The sequence below is a fragment of the Desertivirga xinjiangensis genome, assembly GCF_024436435.1.
Taxonomy (GTDB): Bacteria; Bacteroidota; Bacteroidia; order Sphingobacteriales; family Sphingobacteriaceae; genus Desertivirga; species Desertivirga xinjiangensis.
The window spans coordinates 1-23,888 of the sequence record NZ_JAFMZP010000003.1 but is presented as its reverse complement, the minus strand read 5'-3'; the positions used below and the strand labels follow the sequence as shown (position 1 = coordinate 23,888).

The window sequence follows — 23,888 nt, the reverse complement described above, 5'->3', positions numbered from 1 at the left end:
TCCAGAAATACCCGACAGAATTTACCCTTGACCTGGGAAGAGTTATTACTGTGGGTGAAATATTGCAGCAGGAACCCATCCGAAAATGCACAAAAACTCCACGTATTTTGGTAAAAGGCGGACTAATCGCGGGACTAAGGAAGACTACAGGCAGCAATTTACGAGCACTTGTCAGAAATCAAGGTTATACTTTCTGAAATACGGGCCGAAACTTTCCCAAATACAGGTCGAAGCGGAATTGTTAGCAGGGTATGTGTTTTCAGAGTAGCTACTCTGTAAACAATTGTCCACATTTGGATGCGGTTTAATTTGCTTGCAAACCTTTTATATGTCTTTAAAAAATCCTTGACCTTTGCAGGAGCGACTCTCTGTGTTTCGATGGAAGTTGCTACTAAGGAAGTATAATAGATGGAATCGCAATTTCGATTCCATCAAAGCAAGGTATTAGCAGGAGATTTACTTTATGCATATGCCTCCTATTTTTATTCAAACGAGGACGAAATCCATCTATTATTGTAGGTTTTTTAAGAAAAATCCCGCCGGGATATCTCTTTGGCCTGCTTCTGCACCTTTCTGCCCGACTTTGACTTCTTCAAAAAAGCTTTTTCTCCTCTAATTTAGCACTGCGTTTTCATTACAGAGCGCAATTAAGCCACGGGTAAACTAATCACACTTATGTCAAGTAATATTTACGATGCAATCGTCATTGGTTCTGGTATTTCCGGCGGTTGGGCTGCCAAAGAGCTTACCGAAAAAGGTCTGAAGACTATAATGCTTGAAAGGGGACATAACATTGAGCATGTAAAAGACTATGTTAATGCTAATAGAGGGCCCTGGGAATTCCCCCATCGTGGTGGGCGAACGCAGGAGATGATCGCCAACTATCCTGTCTTGCAGAGAGATTACCCTTTAAACGAAACCAATCTCAGCTACTGGACTAACGAAAAAGAAAGTCCTTATACGGAGACAAAGCGTTTCGACTGGTACCGGGGCTACCATGTTGGAGGTAGATCGCTAATGTGGGGACGACAAAGTTACCGTCATAGTGAATACGATTTTGAAGCAAATGCAAAGGAGGGAATTGCTGTTGACTGGCCTATCAGGTATAAAGACGTAGCTCCCTGGTATAGTTATGTGGAACGCTTTGCCGGCATTAATGGAAACCAGGATGGTTTGCCACAGCTGCCTGACGGAGATTTTCTTCCTGCAATGGAAATGAACTGTGTGGAAAAAGACGTTGCTGCACGGATAAAGGCGCATTATAAGGGTTCTCGGCACATGATCATGGGCAGAAGCGCAAACCTGACGGTACCTTTGCAGAATAGAACAAATTGCCAGTACAGGAATAAATGCTGGCTTGGTTGTCCTTTTGGAGGATACTTTAGCACTCAATCTTCTACTTTGCCTGCAGCAGTGAAAACGGGCAACCTAACCTTGAGGCCCTACTCCATTGTTACCCGCATCCTATACGATAAAGACACAAAAAAGGCGAGGGGCGTTGAGGTGTTGGATGCTGAAACTAATCAAACTTATGAGTACCTGGCAAAGGTGGTTTTTATCTGCGCATCTACTTTAAACTCCACCTGGATTTTGATGAATTCGGCAATAGAGGTATGGCCGGACGGCTTGGGGAGCAGTAGCGGAGAACTAGGTCACAACCTAATGGATCATCATTTCCGAGTGGGGGCGGCTGGGATTGTTGAAGGATATGAAGATAAATATTATTATGGTAGGCGGCCGAACGGAATCTATATACCACGTTTCCGAAATTTATTTAATGATAAGCGGGATTATCTAAGAGGCTTTGGCTACCAGGGAGCTGCAAGCAGGCAAAATTGGGGCAGGGAAGTGGCTGAATTAAATATCGGCTCGGAATTTAAAGATACTTTGTGCGAGCCAGGGCCATGGCGTATGGGTATTCTCGCCTTTGGTGAAATTCTTCCCTATCATGAAAATAAGATTAGCCTGGATAAGAACACTAAGGATAAATGGGGCTTGCCCGTGTTAAACTTCGATTGCGAAATTCGGGAGAACGAGCAGAAGATGCGAAAAGACATGATGGACGATGCTCAGGAAATCCTCGAAGTAGCAGGTCTGAAAGAGATAGCGACGTATGATAACGGCTATGCTATGGGACAAGGAATTCACGAGATGGGAACTGCGCGCATGGGGCGTGACCCTAAGACTTCTGTTCTCAATGAATGGAACCAGGTTTGGGATGCCAAAAACGTTTACATTACAGATGGTGCCTGTATGACTTCCGGGTCTTGCGTTAACCCTTCGCTTACTTACATGGCTCTAACAGCAAGAGCGGTAAACCACGCAGTAGGAGAGCTGAAAAAAATGAACCTTTAATTGATGTAATAGGAAAAGTCAATATGAACCGTAGAGAAGCATTATCAACGGTAGCCTGGTTGTTAGGCGGAACAATTATAAGTGCAGATCTTTTTACCAATCTGGCATGCAGACCGAAAGCTGAGAAATACAATGATCTGTTCACTCAGGAGCAGATCAGCTTACTGGATGAAGTAGCAGAGACTATTCTTCCTGCCACGAATACTCCGGGAGCTAAAGACGCAAAAGTTGGAGAATTTATGGGTTTGATGGTGAGAGATTGTTACAAGCCGGAAGATCAAAAAATTTTTATAAATGGCATTGGTAGGTTGGAGAAAGAAGCTGAGAAAAAGTTTAAAAAAAAATTTTCTGAATGCAATGCGGCGCAACGTACTGAACTTTTAACAGAATTAGACAAAGAGCAGAAAGCCTATTCGAAAGATAAAAGCCAGGAAGCGCCGAACCATTATTTCAAGATGATAAAGGAGCTTACTCTCTTGGGTTTTTTTACATCCGAAGTTGGAGCAACGAAAGCATTGAGATATGTTTCTGTGCCGGGTAGATACGACGGATGTATACCATATAAAAAGGGAGACAGAGCTTTCTCTTAGGGGGTGAATATGGAAAAAGGATTAAAACAGGGATGATCGTCGGTGAGGAGACTCTTTCAGTGGAGTTATCCACCGTATTGCTGCCCGAATAGATGATTAAAAAACTATAAACACTCTTCTTAAAATCATATGACGATCATAAACCGAACAAAGCTTTCATGCATGATGTTCCTGGAATTTTTTATCTGGGGAGCGTGGTTTGTTACGCTAGGAACATATTTGGGAAAGAATTTAAACGCCAGCGGCACACAAATTGGAATGGCTTACCTTACTCAGTCTATAGGCGCTATTATTGCCCCTTTCATTATCGGACTAATTGCCGACAAATTCTTCGCCGCCCAGCGAATCCTTGCAATTTTACATATTGGAGGCGCAGGTTTACTCTGGCTTGCCTCCGGTTCTGAGAGCTTCGATGGATTTTTTCCGGCTATACTCGCGTATATGGTGCTGTTTATGCCTACGCTAGCGCTTGTAAACTCTATTGCCTTTAGGCAGATGAAGGATCCGTCTAAAGAGTTCCCGGCAATACGTGTTTTAGGTACAATCGGATGGATCATCGCCGGGTTGCTTATCGGATGGCTGAACTGGGAACAATCTGGACAATTGACTTCAACTTTCCGAATGGCAGCTGGAGCTTCGGGATTATTGGGTTTGATAAGCTTCACTCTTCCGGACACCCCCCCAGCGAAAAGAGGAGAAACAACATCAGTGGCCGAGGTACTTGGTTTAGATGCTCTTCGTTTACTGAAAAATCGTTCGTACTTGCTATTCTTTATTTCTTCCATCGCAATCTGTATTCCCCTGGCCTTCTATTATAATTTCACGAACCTCTTTTTAAATGAATCTGGAATGAAATCTGCAGCGGGAATACAATCATTAGGGCAGATTTCTGAAACACTGTTCATGTTATTGATCCCCGTTTTTTTTATCCGACTAGGCGTGAAGAGGATGCTAGCTATAGGAATGTTTGCCTGGGTTCTGAGATATCTGATGTTTGCTTATGGTGATATTGACACAGGATATTGGATGCTGGTACTAGGAATTGTGCTGCACGGTATCTGCTATGATTTCTTTTTCGTTACCGGACAAATTTACACGGATAACCTGGCTGGCGAGAAAATTAAAAGTGCGGCACAGGGACTGATTACTTTGGCAACCTACGGCGTTGGTATGCTCATCGGTTCCCTAGTTTCTGGTTTGGTGGTAGATGCATTTAAAATGAAGAATGGTCATCATTGGGAAAGTATCTGGCTGATTCCTGCGAGTATTGCTTTTTTTGTTTTGTTATTATTCGTAATTCTGTTTAAGCAGAAGAAAGGAAGTAAAAACCAATCTACCAACCTTTATACACAAACTATCGAACCAATTGTATGAAGAAGGAAAACAGCCGCCGGCAGGCATTGAAAAACATTATCAAAGGACCAGCAACACTTGGAGCTGCCTTCTTTCTATTGCTGATTGTTTGCAATACCCAATTGCGGGGGCAGGAGCGTTCGGGAAAGTACAGACTGAAGACCGATCAGCCACAACAAGTGATATGGGGGCTTGGTGTTGAGATTCAAAATGATGCGATAGGGTCGGGAAATACTGGGCTGCCCGAGGAAGTTATTGCAATACCTAACAATCTTGTAGATGCCGAACGGGAACGATTTTACCGGGATTTGCTTAAAGGCTTCCGTTACTGCCGTCTAGCCATGGGCCTGTATTTCCGAGGTCTTGATTCTACAAAGTCGCGAATGGTTGAGCGATATCCAGGCCAGTTGAAAGATTTGAAGGAGCTGATAGTAAAATCTGGGATAGAGGGAATCTCAATGGAATACTGGTCCCCGGCACCTTACTGGAAGTCTACTAATAGCTATCTTGGCGGAAGTTTGAAACAATACAATCAGAGTTTTCTGAATGATTTTGGTAATGCTTTGCGAGATGATATCCTCTATTTGAAAAAGGAAGGCCTAAAAATATCGATGTGGGGTTTGCAAAATGAGCCTTCCATCAAAACACTCGGCAACCTTACGCTAGGGAAAGCACCTCAGGCTTACTCTCATTGCTACTACCCAGCAGATATGTACTGCAAGGTGCTGAAAAAGGTAGCACCAAAAATTAAGGAAGCGGCACCAGAAGCCCTAATTATGGCCGAGACATGGAATGGCAATTCGGGAGAGATTGGAAAGCAGATACAGACCGATCCAACTTTGCTAAGTTACGTGGATGCCTGGGTGTATCATAGGGTAGGCTCTAATTCTAACCAGATAATAAGGGAAAGCGAGTTATATAAGACGAACACCTTCGTTAAGCCTGTCTACCAGAATGAGTTTGAATACCAACGGCCCACTTCGGATACTTTGTGTATCAACAGGGCTCAGAATCTGATGAACTGGCTTGTTTTTGTAAACTCTCCTACCTGGTTCTGGCTTCATGCATTAAAGCCTACTACCAATGCAGAGGCGTCCGGTTATTGCCTTGGATTTTGGCGCCCGGAAAACGATAATGATTTTTCGAAGTTTTCTGGCATCAGGAAAGGGCATTGGCAATACAATAGCCAAAATTTTAATGCACTTGCGGGTTTTCTAAAGTATATGCCCTGGAATTCGGTACGATATAATGTGGAAGAAGATAAAGTGCGGGATGATAATCGAATTCTCGCTTTCAAAACGCCAGGGGGACAAATGACAATTGTCCTTACCAATCGGTCTGGAGCCCCATTTACCTTCCAGATAAAAACGGGTTCATCCAAAACTTTCAAAGGTTACCGATATACGCCTACAAGTCGAAACGTCTACATAGCCGATTTACCTGGTCAATCCTTTAAGACCACGCTTCCTGATCTAAGCATTGAATTCTGGATAGAATCAGCTGATTAATCCCTTTTCCAAAGTCTTGTTTTTCCTGCCTGTCCAAACTTCCATCACGCTCAAAAATCTCCTTTATATTCAAGTCTACTGCAATTACATTGATTACTGTGGATTGATGTGTCTATTTCCGTCCAAAAATTTTAATATAAGTAGTTTCACAAATTGGTAACACTAAGGTAGCCGGGGCATAGAAGGGCAGATTCTGCTTTTAAATAGGCTTGTACTATTGAAGTATTCAACTTTTCGATCCTAAATTAAATGAAGATATCAAGTCCATAAATCGCGAATTTTAATTGTACGTTTCCCTTTAATAATCAATAAAGGGAAGAAAACAGGTTGAGAACTATATAGACCATAAAAAGTGCTCTGAATAGTGCAACGCGCATGTTTGCCCGACTTTGTCCGAGAAATTTGCCAGATTGTACTGTAATTTTATGCTAACAAATTTGTTGAATAACATCGTTTTCCGGAAAGGCTCATAAAGAGCGAGATGTAATTTATAAACAAGAACCAAATTAAAGCGCACGTTCAAGGCTCCGCTTTTGTAAGCTAGGCATCTGGTAAAACCAGAAGTATTTTTAGAGAACCAATTAACCAAATTAAGATGAAATTTAAGAGTTTCTACGTACTGCTATTTTCTCTGCTAACTCTGATGGACATAAACGTCAAAGCTCAGGGATCACCCCAATTTTTCAGGGTTACTGGAAGTGTAAAAGAAGCGTCGGGCGAACCCTTGCCGGGAGTAACTATCATAGTTAAAGGCACCGTTATCAGCACCCGTACAGATGTGAATGGTATGTTTACGATTCAGGCTCCCAGTGAGAATTCAACTCTGGTATTCTCCTTCCTGGGGTATGCAAGCCAGGAGCATAAGGTTGGGCAAAACAAAGTATTAAACGTCGTTTTAAAAGCTGATTCAAAATCACTAAATGAGGTTGTTGTTGTAGCTTATGGAACGCAAAACCGAAAGGAAGTAACTGCATCTATCGCAAGTGTTAAGGGAAAAGATATTGCAAACGTTCCGGTAACTAATTTAGATGCAGCGCTACAGGGTAAGGCACCCGGAGTACAGGTAGTTCAAAATTCGGGTGCTCCGGGAGATGAAACCTACATTCGTATCAGGGGAAATGGATCGCTATTTGGAGAAAACAGGCCCTTGTATGTGATTGATGGTGTCCCCATGAACAATATTGCTGCAGGAGAAGGTCCGATGCAAACCGACGGGCAGCGTATTACCACGCAGAACGATATCAATATGAATGATATTGAGTCAATTGAAGTTTTAAAAGATGCGGCTGCAGCATCGTTATATGGTTCCAGAGCTGGAAATGGGGTAATCCTGATCACTACTAAAAAAGGCAAGCAGGGAAGATCCAGATTTAATTTTAATATGTATTCTGGTGTGGCTACTGTAACCCGGAGATTAGATCTGCTAACTGGAGACCAATATGTCGACATGATTGAAGAAGCGAGAGCAAACGCCAGAAATAATCCTCCTCCGTATAATATCAATATTGCTAACGATGACCGGATTGTAAGAACAGGAAACACGACTAACTGGCAGGATGCAGTATTCCAGAGTGCTCCTATTTCTAACTTCAACGTATCTGTAGCGGGTGGCACCAACAAAACCTCTCATTACGTGTCTGCCGGCTATTTTGATCAAACAGGTACCATAATTGGTCAGCGTTTCAAAAGGTTTAACGGTCGTATCAACTACGATTTTAAGGCAACCGATAAATTGAAGTTAGGTGTCAATTTAACAGGTAATTTTTCCAAAAATAACCGGAGAGACAATAGTTTTTCTGGTCAGTCCATTCTTGCTTTAGCTCTTATCCAAAATCCTAATAATCCTATTTATAACCCAGACGGCACTTATTATAGAGATGCTTTGAACAGGTTGAACCCGGTAATGCTGGCAAATACACTGCGCTATGTTTCTAATACAAATCGTTACGTGGGAAATGTGTTTGGAGAATATAAGCTGCTTAAAGATCTTACTTTCAAAACTACTTTCGGGTTTGATAATTTAAGTGTTACAGACGACAGGTACCAGTCAAGAGAAATCAATGCACCATCAAACCCTGCTTCAGGGAGTGCCAGCGTCTATTCTGTAATGTTGTGGAATAATGAAAATACACTTACTTATTCCGGAACGGTAGCAAAAAATCATAAGTTCAGTGCATTGCTCGGGCAGAGTCTTCAGGAGTCTGCTTTGCGAAAGATTGGAGCTGCAGGAACTACCAATTCCACTGATGTAATACAGTCTGTAAGTGGTTTTTCTACCCGAACTCAGGCATTAGATCTGCGCTCGAAATGGGGGCTGGCCTCTTACTTTGCCCGTACCACTTATAATTATATGGACAGATTTATGTTACAGGCTGCTATACGGGCTGATGGGTCATCCAGGTTCGGAAAAAACAATAAGTTTGGTTATTTCCCTTCAATTTCTGGTGGTTGGAACATCAGCGAGGAAAAATTTATGGAGGACTCAAAATTGTTCAGCGAGCTTAAATTGCGTGCCAGTATTGGTGTAACGGGCAATCAGGAAGGATTGGGAAGCGATTTTCCTTCGCTGGCAACTTATAGTGTTGGAAGCAACTACGGTACGTTGCCAGGAATCAGCGCAGGTAGTTTGACTAACGCTGATTTAAGCTGGGAAAGTACTACGCAAACAGATATAGGATTAGATTTTAGCTTGTTTAATAATCGGATCTCAGTTGTTGCAGATGTATACAAGAAAGCGACAGACAAACTGATCTTTAAATTGGAAATTCCTTACACCTCCGGTTTTAACAGAACTTTTGGCGCCAATATTGGAAATCTGGAGAACCGGGGTCTGGAAGTGGCAGTCATTACAAGGAACTTTGTAAATGCCTTTAAATGGAGCACTGATTTCAATATTTCATTTAACAGAAATAAGATTACCTACCTGCCTACAACAGTAGAAGGAGATCCAAGCAGCGCTGATTTTACTGAAGCGTTGCCTAATGCATTCAACACTACAAATCCAACAAGCATATTCAGGGTTGGAGAATCTGTAGGTTCATTTTTTGGTTACCGTAGTCTGGGTGTGGATCCGAACACAGGAGATATGATGTATGAGGATTTAAACAAAGACGGCATCATTACCACATTAGACCGACAGATTCTAGGAAACGCCCTGCCTAAGCATTCGGGTGGTTTTACCAATAACTTTAGCTACAAAGGTGTTGATCTAAGCGTGTTTTTTCAATGGTCTTTCGGGAATGATGTCTATAATCAAACCCGCAATCTTTTGGAAAGAATGAACCGCGAAAATAACGGTACTACTAATACACTACGCCGTTGGACTCCTCAAAATCGTATTACCGACGTGCCTAGAGCAATTTACGACGATCCTGCCGGAGCAGACGGTCGTACAAACGGTGAAGTATCTCAGCGTTTTATAGAGGATGGCAGTTTCCTCCGCTTGAAAAATGTAACTCTGGGATACAACCTGTCTTCTGCTCTAACTAAAAAATTAAGGATAGGTAATGCAAGGTTTTACGTAAGTGGACAAAACCTCCTGCTGTTCACCAAATATTCAGGATACGATCCTGAATCTCAGAACCAACAGGTTAAAAACTCACAGTTAGGTATCGACTGGGCAACTCAACCACAGCCACGGACAATTATGATGGGATTAAACGTAGGGTTTTAAACAAATTAATTAGACTAACATGAAAACTTTCAATAAAATATTATTAGCCACCGGTCTCTGTTTATTGTTCTCCTGCGACGTTATCCACCAGGAACCGGAGGACCGGATTGCAGAATCAAATTACTGGAAAACGCAGGCCGATGCAGTTTCTGCAATAATTGGTGTTTATGACCGCGTTCAAAGTCTCGCCCTTTATAACCCACTGGCTTATGTCGCATCAACCGACGAAGTAACTTTCAATAATGCAGCCGATGGCTATCTGCAGTTTAATGCGCACAACTTAACGGTAGACAACACTCAGGTAGAAGCTTATTGGCAGTTCAATTACTCGGGCATGCACAGGGTAAATGATATCATTTCCCGGGTTCCCGGAATAAATGACAAAGCGTTTACAGAAGAAGAAAAGGCTGAAATTGTAGCTGAGGCAAAATTTTTAAGAGCTTATTTTTATTATAATCTCGTGAATGGCTATGGGGGGGTGCCCATAGTTGTTAAACCCTATGAGTCTTTTAATGTAGATTTTACCATACCCAAAAGTACTGTTGCAGAGGTATATTCTCAAATATCTTCGGACCTGGCAGATGCCGAAACAAATATCCCAAATTCCTTTAGCGATGCAATACAGACCAGAGGTCGCGCAACTAAAGGAGCAGCTAAAGCACTTCTTGCGAAGGTTTACCTGACAACAAAAGAATATCGAAAAGCGGCAGACAAAGCTACTGAAGTAATTAATAATCCACTTTACACGCTTGTAACTGGTGCTACTAATTATACTAACATGTTTACGCCCGCGGGAAGAAACACATCTGAAGCGATTTGGGAAGTGCAATTTGTGAGTTCTACATCAGAGGGACATGGATTACACAGCCGTTTCATGCCACAATCAAACCAGTCGACTACAGTCGGAGGTCAATACCAAATTGTTCCCTCTCAAAAAATTCAAGATGCATTCGATCCGGGAGATATCCGAAAGGATGCTTCTATCGCAGTTAGTACCACTCCGCAATTTAAAACAGCAGGGCAGCCCTATGTTAAAAAACATAATCGCAGTAACTCTAATGAAGATCCTAATATTATTGCCCTCAGGCTTGCCGATATTATACTAATAAGAGCAGAGGCATTGAATAAACTAGGGGAAACTGCAGCGGCTATTGCTGATTTGAATACTATCAGAAGGAGAGCTTTCAATGTTCCACTAACCACACCTTCGGTATATGACTACCCGAACGCATCTGATATTGCTAAGAACTTTGACCTTACAGCTGCCATAGAAAATGAACGCTTTTTAGAGCTAGCCTTTGAGGGGCATAGGTGGATGGATTTAAAACGGAACAATCGGGCAGAAGCAGTTCTTGGTATTCCAACCTTCAGAACCGTTTGGCCGATCCCTCAGCGAGAGCGGAACAGAAACCCAAAATTAGAACAGAATACAGATTATAAATAACTAATTATTTATTGGCTAGTTGACCGGCATTTTCTATATAGATGTGCCGGTTTATTTTTAACAGAAATACTTCGATTGATGATAAGGCTCTTTGCGATAGCAATATTCACTATTCTCTTACCAGTGCAAGCATTTACTCAAGATAGAAATATCAAAGTAAATGAAGTGTACCCAGCTGCCATGTTTAAGGAAAACGGAGGGCGGTTTATTAATGTGAAAAAACTGGTAGAAGCGGGAATCTATAGCAAGAATGCCAAAGGTGATGGTAAGAATGATGATTCTGAGGCGATTATTGCGGCAATGGACTGGGTAATTAACCGGTTAAGGAGAGCAGGCCAGCCTTGTGGTTGGCATGAGTACTGGCACATCTACTTTCCTAACGGAACTTATCTGGTCACAAAGCCTTTGGTATATTCCGGCGATCCTGTACCAGATTGTGAGAAGCATCAAGTTTCCTCTGCAAGGGAGGGTACAGCGGGATTAAAGTTGGTTGGGCAAAGCAGGGAAAGTGTAATTATCAAGCTTGCAGATAATTTGGAGGCGTTCAAAGCCGGAGCAAACCTTCCGGTCGTTTCGTTTTCCAGGTTTGATAGGGCAACTATATTTAATAATGCGCCTGCTGGTTTTAAATTCAGGAACTTCACCATTAATACAGGCCAGGGAAATCCCGGTGCTATAGGTGTTGATTTTTACGGGGCAAACACCTCGCGGCTGGACAATGTAAAAATTATTGGAGGCGGCGAAATAGGTCTGCATATACGTATTGGTTCGGCCCATGGCTATTACAGCAATATTAGTATAGAAGGCTTTCGAAAAGGCATAATGCTTGAAGGTGATACAGAGTCGCATCCTGCGATTGAATATATTAGTATCAAAAATTCTTCTTTGGCGACTGTTGAGGTCGCTGGTATGTCAGCGTCACTAAGAAAGATATATAGTTCCGGCGCCCCCATAGGGTTACACCTTAAAGCTAAGGGCACTCGTTTACCACATGCGGTAATTGTGGATAGCGAGTTTAAAACTAATATGGGAAATGAAAGTATTCGAATCGACGCCGGTTCATTATTTGTCAGAAATATGGTGTTTAGAGGTTACAAGGTTGCGGTAGATAGACAAGGCAAAGCTATTGCCGTAACGAGTCCCGTAAAGGAGTATGTGAGCGACAATGTCTTTAGCTCCTCTGCTATCGAAGGCCGGCAGGTGAAGATCCGATCATTGAATATTAAAGTTGAAGACTACCCCCTGGTTGCCTGGAAACCTAAGTTTTCGGATTGGGCGAATGTAGACCAGTTCGGAGCTGTAGGCGACGGTAAAACCGACGACCTGGAAGCCGTGCAAAAGGCTTTTAATTCGGGCAAGAAGGTGATTTATTTTCCCAGGAACTCCTACTTAATAAACGGAGAAGTGAAGATTCCGGCATCAGTTGAACAACTAATAGGCGGTGATGCCCGGATCGAGTCGGCAGGAGCTAAGTTTATTATTGGCGAAGCATCCGCAAATATTCTCCTGATCAAAGACCTGGAGTTTGCCAGTGGTTCCATAAAACACCTGGCGAAGCGTAATCTTGTATTAGAGAGCACAAGCTCCGGAGCAAATCCTTATGATAGTGATTTAAAAAGTCCCGGAACAGAGGTTTTTGCTAATAACGTGCACGGTTTTGCAAGATTCGCAGGCGTCATTGAAAATGTAGCAGCTTATGCCAGATTTATAAATAATGAAAAAGCAGATCACTTTCAGTTTAATGCAGGAAAAAATAGTTTGTTATGGATCTTCGGGTTTAAAACAGAAAAAACGTTTTCCATACTGAAGGCGGAAAATGGAGCAAGAGTTGAAATGCTTGGAGGTGTTCTCAACCGCTTCGGCAGGGATGCGGACCCTGATCCTCCAGGTATTGTGAACGACAATTCTTCTGTTTCTATTGTTGCTTGTACCAATGGACCCAACAGAAACTGGAATCCCATGATAAGAGACATTCAGGCGACTGAAATAAGGGATGTCTTTATGAATCAATTTCCCTTGAGGGGTTGGGATAATAATATTATAATTCCTCTTTATTTCGGAGGAAATAACAAAAAATAGATGCATCTTTTGTAGGAATGGATAGATGCCATTCCTACCTCTGCTCTACTGGTAATCCATTAAAGTCTTCGCGGTATATCAACTGCTTTTTCGTATTAAATACGCGGATATTGTCCATCGATCCTGAGCCTTTAAACTTGATCTTAAATCCTTTCACATTTCCAATAGCCTGTTTGTAAGAGTTTTTATAGGATAGTTTATTGTTCAGGAAAACGTTTACCTTTTTATTCACTACCTCAATTTTTACCTTGTTCCATTTAGAAAGGTCTGCCCCAAACGGACTAAGATCATGGAAGTTCCCGTTGAACCGTACTTCGCCAAATTCAAAGACAGCGAAATTAGCACAGCCCGGTCTTACCAGTTTAACTCTTCCCGTCCCGGATTCGCCGATATATTCTACACTGGTATCAAAACAATCGATCCCCCCGCTTTTCTGATCATTTTTCACATCTATCTCCAGTATTAGATTATCTCCATCAATATCAAAATCTTTAAAATTTCTGAAGTCGAGCCAGAATTCATCTGCTGTGTCTATTTTAATTCTGGCTAGTTCTGAATTAGCAAAATGCAGAATTCCTTCCCGGTTATATAGCACTTTATTGCTCATCAGACGTTCTTTTTGATTTTGTTGAAGAACACACACCCATTCGTTGGAAGGAATGTGAATATCTTTTCGTGTCCGGATTTCTCCGTCTACAATTAGTTTAACTTTATAATAATCAGGTAATTTGAAAGGATAAGTAAATTCGCCTTTCTTAGTTGTTAGTGTTTTATATACGGTGTAATCAAGATCTACAGTAGCTGTGTTATATGATATTGAGGAAATGTCGTATTTAAACGCGTAATTGTCGGCAATGATGTTTTTAGCAGTAAATTCTATGTTCACTTTCTCTGGTTTCCAAAAATAGATACCAAAAAGAGTTAACAGGATGAGGATAGCAGGAGCAAGCCATATAAGATGTCTACCCTGTATCTTTGACTTTGTTTCATGAACGGATTGCCGTGAATCTTGGAGGGCTTCCTCCGGCTCAGGATTCTCCTGTAACTCATGTTCTTCCTGCGGATGGTCTTTTGCCCTTGGAAAATGTGTGAGTACGAAGGCCGCCCAGTCGGTATAACCCAGAAAAACAGCTAAGGCATTCTTAGTAGCAATTTGAGGTTCGTAAAAAACTTCAGAATCAGTATCCTGTCGAAATATTCTCTTTAAGGTGCGAACACTAATGGAAACTTTAGAAACTTTGAAGATTTGCTCACTTAGGCTCCGGAAGTTGTAATCTATCCAGTCCTTGTTACTTCCCCAGTTCATCTTTTCCTCAACCAGTTCAATGCACTTTAATATATAAGCCTTACTTTTCAATTGTACGGTTCTATTGGTTAATTAATTGTTGTGCCGTAATAATAGTAACAGAGTAAATGCAAAAATACCTCATTTTCAATAAATAAATACCCTGCGCCTGTTTCGCACCTGTATGCCCGTCTTTGTCCGCTAATAGCTTTCCTACCTTTTGTAAATTTAACTATTCAGAATCACAACCTAGAGGAAGGGTAAAGATTTAACAGAAAGTTCTCCTATATCTGGCGATTTTCAAACCAATCGATAAGCGGAAAAAATAATGCAGACAGCTGAACAATTAAAAAGGAAAGATGATACATGCGATCAGGAGGTAGATCGCAACAACGTTGAGATCTGGTAAAACTTAACCAATATAAAACTTCTAATAAACAATGAAAACAATAGCTATTGTGCTTTATTCTATCCTCTTGTTTCAGATAACTAAAGCCCAGAAACGAATACAACATGTTAACCCTTTTATAGGAACAGGCGGGCACGGACATACATTTCCAGGCGCAACCCGACCCTTTGGAATGGTGCAGCTCAGTCCGGATACCTTTAATGAAGGTTGGGATTGGTGCTCCGGCTATCATGACTCTGACCGTTCCATAATGGGTTTTAGTCATACTCACTTAAGCGGAACCGGAAGAGGAGATTTGTTAGATATTCTGGTGATGCCAGGCACGGGTGCAATTAAGCTGAAGCCAGGAAGCAGGAGTAATCCCGGAGAGGGCTACCGTTCAAGGTTTAAAAAGGAAAATGAAAAGGCAAGTCCGGGATACTATTCTGTACTTCTCGATGATTACGGAATAAAAGCTGAACTTACTGCTTCTAAAAGAGTAGGATTTCATCGGTATACTTTTCCTGCTTCCAAAGAAAGCCATATTCTCTTCGATCTTTTTCACAGTTTCAAAACGGATTCTGTCATTAACACATGGATCCGAATAGACAATGATTCAACGATCACCGGATTCAGGAAAACGAGAGGATGGGGTGAAGGGACCGAGAAAGATTTTGTTAGTGAAGAGATATGGTTTGTGGCCCGGTTCTCAAAGCCTTTCAAAAGTTCGGCTATTGCCAGAGGCCAGGTTTTGTCTGCAACAGAAAAAAGTGCAAGCGGACGCGATTTAAAAGCTGTGCTGAATTTCGATACTAAAGCCGAGGAAGCTTTAATGGTTAAAGTTGGAATTTCCTATACCGACGAAAATGGCGCTTTTAATAATCTCCGTGAAGAGGTTCGACACTGGAACTTTGACAGGGTCAGACATGAAGCTGCGCAAGAATGGGAAGAGTCGCTTAGTGCAATAGATGTGAATGATGGAGGGGCCGAAGAAAAAAGTATTTTTTACACAGCTCTTTATCACAGCATGATAGCGCCTACAGTTTTTTCTGATGCAGACGGACGTTACATGGGCTTTGATAAAAAGATACACCACGCCCAGAATTTTGAGAACTATAGCGTTTTTTCACTTTGGGATACCTTTAGGGCCGCAAATCCTTTATTTACCATCACCCAACCTTCCCGGATAAACGATTTTATTAATGCTATGCTGGCTCAGTATAAGGAATACGGCTTGCTTCCGGTTTGGCCCTTGGTTGGCAGTGAAACCAATTGTATGATTGGTTACCATGCCATCCCTGTTATCACCGATGCTTATTTTAAAGGCTTCCGTGGTTTTGATGTAAACCTTGCTTATGAAGCCATGAAGAAAAGTGCTATGCAGGACGAATTTGGGATTGCCCATCTTAAAAAGTACAATTATGTACCTGCCGACCTGGAGAATAAGTCTGTTTCCAAAACCCTTGAATATGCTTATGATGACTGGTGCATAGCCCAAATGGCGAAGGCACTTGGGGAAATGAATGATTACAATTATTTCCTGAAACGTTCGGAAGCTTACAAAAATGTATACGATACTCAAACAGGTTTCATGAGAGGTAAAGACTCTAAGGGCAATTTCATTCCAGGCTTCGACCCAGCCTTCGCATCTTATGGTAAATCAGATTTTATAGAAGGAAACAGCTGGCAGTATTCCTGGTTTGTACCTCACAATGTAAACGGACTTATAGATTTAATGGGAGGCAGGGAAAGTTTTAGCAAACGTTTGGATGCCCTGTTTTCTCAAAAAAGTGCGGATATCTCGGGTAAGCCAATTGACATTACAGGCTTAATTGGGGAGTATGCACACGGAAATGAACCTAGTCATCATATAGCCTATTTATATAATTATGCTGGGCAACCCTGGAAAACACAGGAGAAGGTACGTGAAATAAGGAGCATTCTTTACGGATCAAAAGCGGATGGACTGTGCGGCAATGAAGACTGTGGTCAGATGTCGGCCTGGTACATTTTTAGTGGACTCGGATTTTATCCCGTAAATCCTGCAAGCGGAAGGTATAATATTGGAAGTCCGCTTTTCAAGGAAGCTGCTATTAAACTTGGCGATAAGAGCTTTTTGATCACCGCAAAGAATCTTTCTTCTATTAATATATATATTCAGTCTGTTACCCTAAACGGAGAAGATTTAAAAAGGAGTTGGATCAATCATGATGAAATAGTTAAAGGAGGAAAGCTCGAATTCAATATGGGAGCAAAACCCGGAAGAAACTGGGCGGCTTCAGAAACCCCGGCGCCTGAAAAGTAAAAAAGTGAAGAAATGAGAGGAGGTTTAATTGTAATGGCCGTGATGGCAATAGCTTCAGAGGTTTTCGGGCAAGCGGGAGCAAGAAAGCTCTCGCCTTTGGATTACGTTGATCCACTGATAGGTACGGGCATAAGTACCACTGAAAGTGCCCGGCTGCATAGTCAGGACGGCTCGGAGCTGCGGGGACAAACATTCCCGGCAGTAGGCGTTCCTCACGGGATGACAAGCTGGACTCCACAAACACAGGCAACCGAAACTAAATGCGTGGCACCCTACTATTATGAGGATAAGAAGATACAGGGTTTTAGAGCTAGTCATTGGTTAAGTGGTTCTTGCACGCAGGATTATGGTAGTATGACAATAATGCCGATGAAGGGAGCGCTTGAAATTGATCCGATAAAGAGAGCATCCAATTTTAGTCACGCAAAAGAAAAGGCACGGCCTTATAGCTATTCTGTTTGGTTGGATGATAGTAAAATTGCTACCGAACTTTCAGCTCTAAGTCATTCCGGTATTCTCCAGTTCAGGTTTAGTAATAAAGATGATGCTTATGTGGTAATTGAACCAAACAGTGACGAAGGAGAGGGTTTTATAGAAATTGATCCGGAAAAAAGAGAAATCAGAGGTTATAATCCGGTTCATCGTATTTACCAGGGTTTAGGCAAGCCAGCTGGTTTCAGCGGTTATTTCGTAGTGGTTTTTGATACTGACTTTGATGAGTATGGAACCTGGAAAGGAAAAATCATTCAGAAGAACGAGAAGCAGCAAATGGGAACAGGGCAAGCTGTTGGCGCTTTTGTCAAATTAGCATTCGGGAGAGTACCCCAGGTACATGTCAAAGTGGGCTATTCCTTTACAAGTATTAATGAGGCAAGGAAGAACCTTCAGGCGGAAATACCTGGGTGGAATCTCGGGGAGGTAAAGGCGAAAGCCAAGTTTGAATGGGAAAACGAACTTAGCAGAATTCGTATTGAAGGGGGTAACGAGCAGCAGAAAACCATGTTTTACACGGCCTTGTATCATTCTAAACTTTTGCCCAGGATAACGAGCGACGTGAACGGCTCTTATAATGCTTTCGCATCAAACGGAATAATTAAAAAGGCCCAAGGGTTTGCTTATTACGACGACTTTTCCCTCTGGGATACCTATCGTGCTGCTCATCCGCTGTTGACCATTCTGGAGCCAAAACGGACAGAAGACATGATGGAATCTCTGGTGACAAAGGCGGAAGAGGGGGGCTGGCTACCGATATTTCCCTGCTGGAACAGTTATACTTCGGCAATGATAGGGGATCATGCTACTGCTATGCTCGGCGATGCTTTAGTAAAAGGTATCGGATCTCCTCTCGCTGAGCGGGCTTACAAGGCTATGCGCAAAAATGCCTTCGACATAAATGAAAAGTTAGAGGACTACAAAGAGGGGAAAGGAAGACGGGCTTTAAGATCTTACCTGGAATACAACTATATCCCACTGGAAGACTCGGTTCCTGATGCTTTTCATAAAGAGGAGCAGGTATCGCGTACGCTCGAATATGCTTATGATGACTATGTTTTGTCGCGGGTAGCGCTTAAACTAGGCAAAGAACAGGATTATAAGATTTTAAGCAAAAGAGCCGCTAACTTTAAAAATGTTTTCGACACTATAAGCGGCTATGTAAGGGGAAGGTACGCTTCGGGGAAATGGATCGAAAGCTTTGATCCTAATGCCATCCGTTGTTCTTTTATCACAGAGGGCTCACCCTCGCAGTACACCTGGTATGTTCCACACGATTTGCCAGAGCTACTTAAGCTTATGGGGGGAAATGAGCGTTTCATCAACCGCCTTGATACTCTGTTTAATTTACGTTATTACTGGCATGGAAACGAGCCCGGCCATCAGACAGCCTACCTGTACGCAATGGCCGGAGCTCCCTGGAAAACGCAAAACCAGGTACATAAAATTATCCGGGAGGAATATAGTATTGGCCCGGGAGGATTGAGTGGGAATGAAGACGCCGGACAAATGTCCGCCTGGCTGGTTTTTAGTATGCTCGGTTTCTATCCCGTTTGTCCTGGAAATCCTGATTATATTATTGGCTCTCCACTGTTCCCCAAAGCTGAGTTCTATTTGGCTGATGGAAAGGTTTTTACAATTGAGGCAATTAACGCTTCCCAACAAAACCGCTACATACAATCGGCCTTATTAAACGGAAATGAAATTAACGAAGCACAGCTCAAACATAAAGACCTAATAGGGGGAGGCAAGCTCGTTTTGCAAATGGGTCCAAAGGAGAACCTTAAATGGGCGAATAAAGGTGTTTTACGAAGCACTTCTAACTGATTTTTAAACACATACTATTAAATAAAATGAACACACTAACTAATTTATTTTTAACAAGTCTTCTTTTCCTCACTGCGGAGCTCTTCTGGGGGAGAACAGCTAATGCTATTGAAAATCCTGCTACTGGGGGATATAACATCCTTAAATACGGGGCCAGGGGCGATGGAAAAACTAAAAACACCACCTTTATTCAAAAAGCTATTGATGAATGTTCAGCCAAAGGGGGAGGAAGGGTAGTAGTTCCAAAAGGCATATTCGTTACTGGAACCATATTTTTAAAAAACAATGTTCAGCTCAATTTAGAAACAGGGGCTGTACTTTCAGGAAGTACAGATCTTAAGGATTATCCTGCTAATCCTTCCAAAGTTTTTCCCGGTTTGAACCTTAGTCTTGTTTTCGCAGAAAATGCTAACAATATAGCCATTACGGGCAAGGGAACAATAGATGGAAATGGTTCAAGTCCAAACTTTGAGGTTTTTGATAACAATCCTAAACGACCCAAAATTATTTTTCTTATCGGTTGCAAAGGAGTAAAAGTGAGAGATGTTAATCTAAAAAACTCGGCTTTCTGGGTACAGCACTACCTGGCTTGCGAAGACGTAGATATCCGGGGAATTAATGTTTACAGTCACGCTAACCTCAATAACGACGGGATTGATATCGACAGTAAAAACGTGACGATCTCTGATTGCGTGATCAATACAGATGACGATGCCCTGTGCTTTAAAAGCAATACTTCGTTTCCCTGCGAAAATGTTACCGTTAGCAATTGTGTTTTATCAAGCAATTGTAATGCGATTAAAATGGGCACAGCTTCATTTGGAGGTTTTAAAAATATCAGCGTAAAAAATTGTACGGTTAAATTACCAACAGAGGATAAGTTCAGGCAATGGAGCACTAAAATAACCGGTGTTACTTCAAAAATTTCTACGCTGTCTGGTATAGCACTCGAAGTGGTAGATGGAGGTGTAATGGACAATGTTTTGGTTTCGGACATTAAAATGAACGGAGTTCAAACGCCAATATTTATCAAGCTTGGAGATCGGGAAAGGCGAGCGGCAAAGGACGGACAAAAGGTATTGACCGGTTCCTTGAAAAATGTACAGATCAGCAATGTAACAGCTTCAGGAAACAGCCTGATCAGCAATTCTATCACAGGTTTCCCCGGGCATTATGTAGAAAATATTGTATTGAAAAATATGGTTTTCGAGCTTCCAGGTGGCGGGCAACAAAGCGATGTAGTGCGCTGGGTTCCCGAAAACGAAAAGGACTATCCGGAAAACAGGATGTTTGGGTACAGCTTGCCGGCTCATGGCTTTTATATTCGTCACGCTAAAAACGTTACTCTCGAGAATATTCAATTCAAACTTGCAAAGCCGGATGCTCGTCCCGTTTTACATATTCAGCATGCAGATTGGATAAGCGTAAAGAACCTTAGTTCGAGTGGTGCAGGTAATGATGAGTACGCAAAGATTATCAAAGGCAGAAATACATCCTTTTCCTCTTCTGGAGGAGAAAAGACGGCTTCAATTAAGCAAACTCGCTTAACAGGATATGCATGTATTAGCACAGACTTCAAGTCGGGTGAGGTTTTGAAGGAACCTGAGCTTTGGAGAGATTTGAATAATAACCTTGAAAAAGACATTTATGAAGATGATTCTCAACCGGTAGAGAACAGGGTAAAAGACCTTCTTGCACAAATGACTTTAGATGAAAAGGTGACCATGATCCATGGAAGTTCAACGTTTACATCTGGTGGAATTCCACGCTTGGGGATACCTGTTATTTGGATGTCGGATGGCCCTCATGGTGTCAGGCTTCGCCCCGAACCTGGAAAGAAAGACTTGCCGGGAGCAGTAACCTATCTACCTACAGGCAATGCTTTAGGTGCTACCTGGAATCCAGATCTCGGCTACCAGTACGGAGAGGTACTTGGAAAGGAGGCAAAGTTCTGGGGGAAAGATTTTCTTCTTGGTCCAGGAATTAATATCATACGAACTCCTTTAAACGGAAGGAATTTCGAGTATCTGAGCGAGGACCCTTATCTTATTTCCCGTTTAGGTGTGGGCTACATTAAGGGAATTCAGGACCAGGGGATCGCGGCTTGTGTTAAACATTATATCGCTAATAACCAGGAGATGAAACGGATGGAAATTGATGTGCAGATGAGTGACCGGGCCTTGCATGAGATTTATCTTCCTGGTTTTAAGGCTGCAGTGCAGGAAGCCAAGGTTCAGACATTAATGGGAGCATATAATAAATTCCGGGGCCAGTATTGTACGCATAATGATTTTCTTATTAACAAAGTTCTAAAAGGCGACTGGGGCTATAAAGGAATTCTTTTAAGCGATTGGGGCGCAGTTCATAATACCGAAGAAGCGTTGAAGAACGGTACAGATATCGAAATGGGTACTCCTAAAAAGTATTTCATGGATAATGACCTCGTAATTCCGCTAGTTAAAAACGGCACTATATCCGAATCTTTGATCAACGATAAAGTAGAGCGTATCTTGAAGGTGATGTTCCAAAATAAGATGTTTGATGAGCGGGGCAAAGCCAGCATCAACGAAATTGAAAATCAAAAAATTGCTCTTAAAGTGGCAGAAGAGGGAATTGTCCTTTTGAAGAATGAAGACCAGCTCCTTCCCCTAAATGCGGCTAAGATTAGGAGGATAGCTGTTATAGGATCGAATGCCGACTATAAACACCACGGCGGTGGCGGTAGTTCCCGCGTACCTACCCGCTATGAAATTACGCCCCTAGAGGGTATAAAAAGTCTGTTAGGAAGTTCTGTAACAGTGAACTATGTTCCCGGATATCGAATTCAAAAAGATTCAAAAAGTGAAATTCCTTTAATTGAAGAAGCAGTTAAGGCAGCCCAAGATGCGGATGTAGTAATTTTCGTAGGCGGTTGGGTGCACGGATATGGTGAGGGGATGGAGCAGGAAAAGAGCCCTGCTTACGATGCTGAGGCCCGGGATAAACAAAACATAGATCTTCCTTTTGGACAAGATGAAGTGATCCAGGCTGTATTGAAAGCCAATTCAAAAACCGCAGTGGTGATGATGGGTGGCGGATCTGTAGATATGAGCAAATGGGTAAATCAAACCAAGGCCCTTATTGAGGCATGGTATCCAGGTATGGAAGGTGGAACAGCGCTGGCTAACATCATTTTTGGAAAAGTTAATCCTTCAGGGAAATTACCAATCACGTTTCCAAAAAAGCTACAGGATATTCCTGCTCATGCCTTAGGAGAATATCCAGGTGATCTGGCCACGATGAAACAGGTGTACAAGGAAGATATTTACGTAGGATACCGTTATTTCGATACTTATAAAGTGGAACCTCAGTTTGCCTTTGGTCATGGTTTATCCTATACAAGTTTCAAATACAGCGATTTGAAGATTAAGCCGGAGGGGAAGAACGTCGTACTCAAATTTAAGCTAAAAAATACGGGCAAAATGGAAGGTGCAGAAGTGATACAAGTGTATGTTCATCAGGAGCAATCTGAACTTGCCCGCCCCCTTAAAGAGCTGAAGGCTTTCAAGAAAATATTCCTACAGCCTGGCGAAGCCAAAGAAGTGGAAATCAGCATCGATAAAGATGATCTGATGTACTATCACGACAAGAAAAATGCGTGGACTTTTGAAAGTGGAGCATTTGATTTTTACATCTGCAGCTCGTCTCGCGACATTCGTTTGTCTAAGAAAACTAACCTATAATAAGTACAGCAAGTCGGTTCCCTAAGGTAAGGATCACCTAGCATTTTAGTAGCGGTTATTCATTTACCAAATTAAAAAGGGAGAACAGGGATGTTCTTGGATCAAGCGTAATAGTTCTGTGGAGTAGCAATTGTTATTCAACCTGTATCCGTAGTCTAAACACACACACTGCACGCGTGGGCCATAAAGTTTTTCACAAATCAATTAAATTCTTGAAAGGCTCCACCCAACCTTTACGCTTGATCCTGATCCCCGATGGGGTATCAGACTATTTCGCACTTTCAGGTCAAAAAAAGAGGGCGGAGAAATTCATATTTATCTTGAGGAAATAAACTCCATACTAGTGGAATATCAATCTAAATAAGCTTCTTTCCCAAGGCTTCTTTGATGAAGTGATTCTGCAGGACTTTCCCATGAGAGGGCATGAAGTATACCTACACATCAAACGCCGCAGATGGCTAAGCGTAGATACAGGCAAAGTCGTCTACCGGGATTGGAGTCTTGTAGCAAAGGGAACGCGAATTACCAGTGATTTTGCGGCTTTTTTTAAAAGCAATCAGCCGATACCCAGGCACATAGTCTGTAAACTATCGTTTCCTTTTACGGTGTTAGTGGAAGAAAATTACAACGTTACTACCTGGATAAACTGAGTGAATACCAAAATTGGGAACACCGAACGATGCCCGCAAGGGACTGGTCTTCCTGGACAATGTTGGCCCTTATCTATCTATAGATGAAACTAGTCTTTCTCATGGAGATCCCTGATCCCCATTATATGGGATCAGTCCGGAAAGTTGTGGAGGGTGATAAAAAAGGATTAGTTTTGCGAGCAAAAAAACTTGGAGAAAGAACTCTTATCGCTATTGC

The 23,888-nt window shown here is 42.1% G+C and carries 12 protein-coding genes; 11 read left to right on the top strand and 1 reads right to left on the bottom strand.

Annotated elements, in window-relative coordinates; translation table 11 throughout:
* The first annotated feature begins 675 nt into the window (after positions 1-675).
* The 7 genes from J3P37_RS08310 (at position 676) to J3P37_RS08280 (ending at position 13,002) form a co-directional block, all read left to right on the top strand.
* Positions 676-2,355, top strand: coding sequence for a GMC oxidoreductase (locus tag J3P37_RS08310; protein ID WP_256010640.1), 1,680 nt, complete (start codon positions 676-678; stop codon positions 2,353-2,355).
* Between the two features lie 23 nt (positions 2,356-2,378).
* On the top strand, positions 2,379-2,945 hold the full coding sequence (locus J3P37_RS08305; protein WP_256010639.1) for a gluconate 2-dehydrogenase subunit 3 family protein: 567 nt from the start codon (positions 2,379-2,381) through the stop codon (positions 2,943-2,945).
* 129 nt (positions 2,946-3,074) lie between these two features.
* Positions 3,075-4,319, top strand: a complete 1,245-nt coding sequence (locus J3P37_RS08300; RefSeq protein WP_256010638.1) for a nucleoside permease — start codon at positions 3,075-3,077, stop codon at positions 4,317-4,319.
* Positions 4,316-5,806: a glycoside hydrolase family 30 beta sandwich domain-containing protein gene (locus J3P37_RS08295; protein ID WP_256010637.1), complete on the top strand. Its 1,491-nt coding sequence runs from the start codon at positions 4,316-4,318 to the stop codon at positions 5,804-5,806. The genes J3P37_RS08300 and J3P37_RS08295 overlap by 4 nt, the downstream gene beginning before the upstream one ends.
* Before the next feature lie 595 nt (positions 5,807-6,401).
* Positions 6,402-9,479 carry a SusC/RagA family TonB-linked outer membrane protein gene (locus J3P37_RS08290; protein WP_256010636.1) on the top strand — a complete coding sequence of 1,026 codons (3,078 nt, stop codon included), beginning with the start codon at positions 6,402-6,404 and terminating at the stop codon, positions 9,477-9,479.
* A gap of 19 nt (positions 9,480-9,498) precedes the next feature.
* A complete protein-coding gene (locus J3P37_RS08285; protein WP_256010635.1) occupies positions 9,499-10,923 on the top strand; it encodes a RagB/SusD family nutrient uptake outer membrane protein in 1,425 nt (474 codons plus the stop codon).
* Between the two features lie 78 nt (positions 10,924-11,001).
* Positions 11,002-13,002 carry a glycosyl hydrolase family 28-related protein gene (locus J3P37_RS08280; protein WP_256010634.1) on the top strand — a complete coding sequence of 667 codons (2,001 nt, stop codon included), beginning with the start codon at positions 11,002-11,004 and terminating at the stop codon, positions 13,000-13,002.
* 34 nt (positions 13,003-13,036) lie between these two features.
* On the opposite strand, the gene J3P37_RS08275 is transcribed toward J3P37_RS08280, so the two are convergent.
* Positions 13,037-14,359: a hypothetical protein gene (locus J3P37_RS08275; RefSeq protein WP_256010633.1), complete on the bottom strand. Its 1,323-nt coding sequence runs from the start codon at positions 14,357-14,359 to the stop codon at positions 13,037-13,039.
* A 368-nt stretch (positions 14,360-14,727) separates the two neighbouring features.
* Between J3P37_RS08275 and J3P37_RS08270 the strand changes: the two genes are divergently transcribed.
* From J3P37_RS08270 to J3P37_RS23205, 4 genes are all read left to right on the top strand, one after another.
* Positions 14,728-16,980 (top strand): GH92 family glycosyl hydrolase, encoded by a 2,253-nt coding sequence (locus J3P37_RS08270; RefSeq protein WP_256010632.1) that lies wholly within the window; start codon positions 14,728-14,730, stop codon positions 16,978-16,980.
* A 12-nt stretch (positions 16,981-16,992) separates the two neighbouring features.
* On the top strand, positions 16,993-19,299 hold the full coding sequence (locus J3P37_RS08265) for a GH92 family glycosyl hydrolase (RefSeq protein WP_256010631.1): 2,307 nt from the start codon (positions 16,993-16,995) through the stop codon (positions 19,297-19,299).
* A gap of 26 nt (positions 19,300-19,325) precedes the next feature.
* A complete protein-coding gene (locus J3P37_RS08260; protein ID WP_256010630.1) occupies positions 19,326-23,021 on the top strand; it encodes a glycoside hydrolase family 3 C-terminal domain-containing protein in 3,696 nt (1,231 codons plus the stop codon).
* Positions 23,022-23,434: 413 nt separating this feature from the next.
* A complete protein-coding gene (locus J3P37_RS23205) occupies positions 23,435-23,671 on the top strand; it encodes an ISAon1 family transposase N-terminal region protein (protein ID WP_439648956.1) in 237 nt (78 codons plus the stop codon).
* Positions 23,672-23,888: the final 217 nt, after the last annotated feature.

What these genes read in the sequence shown, in the direction of transcription:
- J3P37_RS23205 (WP_439648956.1), top strand. Translation starts at nt 23,435, where the DNA reads ATGAGAGGGCATGAAGTATACCTACACATCAAACGCCGCAGATGGCTA.
- J3P37_RS08270 (WP_256010632.1), top strand. Translation starts at nt 14,728, where the DNA reads ATGAAAACAATAGCTATTGTGCTTTATTCTATCCTCTTGTTTCAGATA.
- J3P37_RS08300 (WP_256010638.1), top strand. Translation starts at nt 3,075, where the DNA reads ATGACGATCATAAACCGAACAAAGCTTTCATGCATGATGTTCCTGGAA.
- J3P37_RS08290 (WP_256010636.1), top strand. Translation starts at nt 6,402, where the DNA reads ATGAAATTTAAGAGTTTCTACGTACTGCTATTTTCTCTGCTAACTCTG.
- J3P37_RS08285 (WP_256010635.1), top strand. Translation starts at nt 9,499, where the DNA reads ATGAAAACTTTCAATAAAATATTATTAGCCACCGGTCTCTGTTTATTG.
- J3P37_RS08310 (WP_256010640.1), top strand. Translation starts at nt 676, where the DNA reads ATGTCAAGTAATATTTACGATGCAATCGTCATTGGTTCTGGTATTTCC.
- J3P37_RS08260 (WP_256010630.1), top strand. Translation starts at nt 19,326, where the DNA reads ATGAACACACTAACTAATTTATTTTTAACAAGTCTTCTTTTCCTCACT.
- J3P37_RS08265 (WP_256010631.1), top strand. Translation starts at nt 16,993, where the DNA reads ATGAGAGGAGGTTTAATTGTAATGGCCGTGATGGCAATAGCTTCAGAG.
- J3P37_RS08305 (WP_256010639.1), top strand. Translation starts at nt 2,379, where the DNA reads ATGAACCGTAGAGAAGCATTATCAACGGTAGCCTGGTTGTTAGGCGGA.
- J3P37_RS08280 (WP_256010634.1), top strand. Translation starts at nt 11,002, where the DNA reads ATGATAAGGCTCTTTGCGATAGCAATATTCACTATTCTCTTACCAGTG.
- J3P37_RS08295 (WP_256010637.1), top strand. Translation starts at nt 4,316, where the DNA reads ATGAAGAAGGAAAACAGCCGCCGGCAGGCATTGAAAAACATTATCAAA.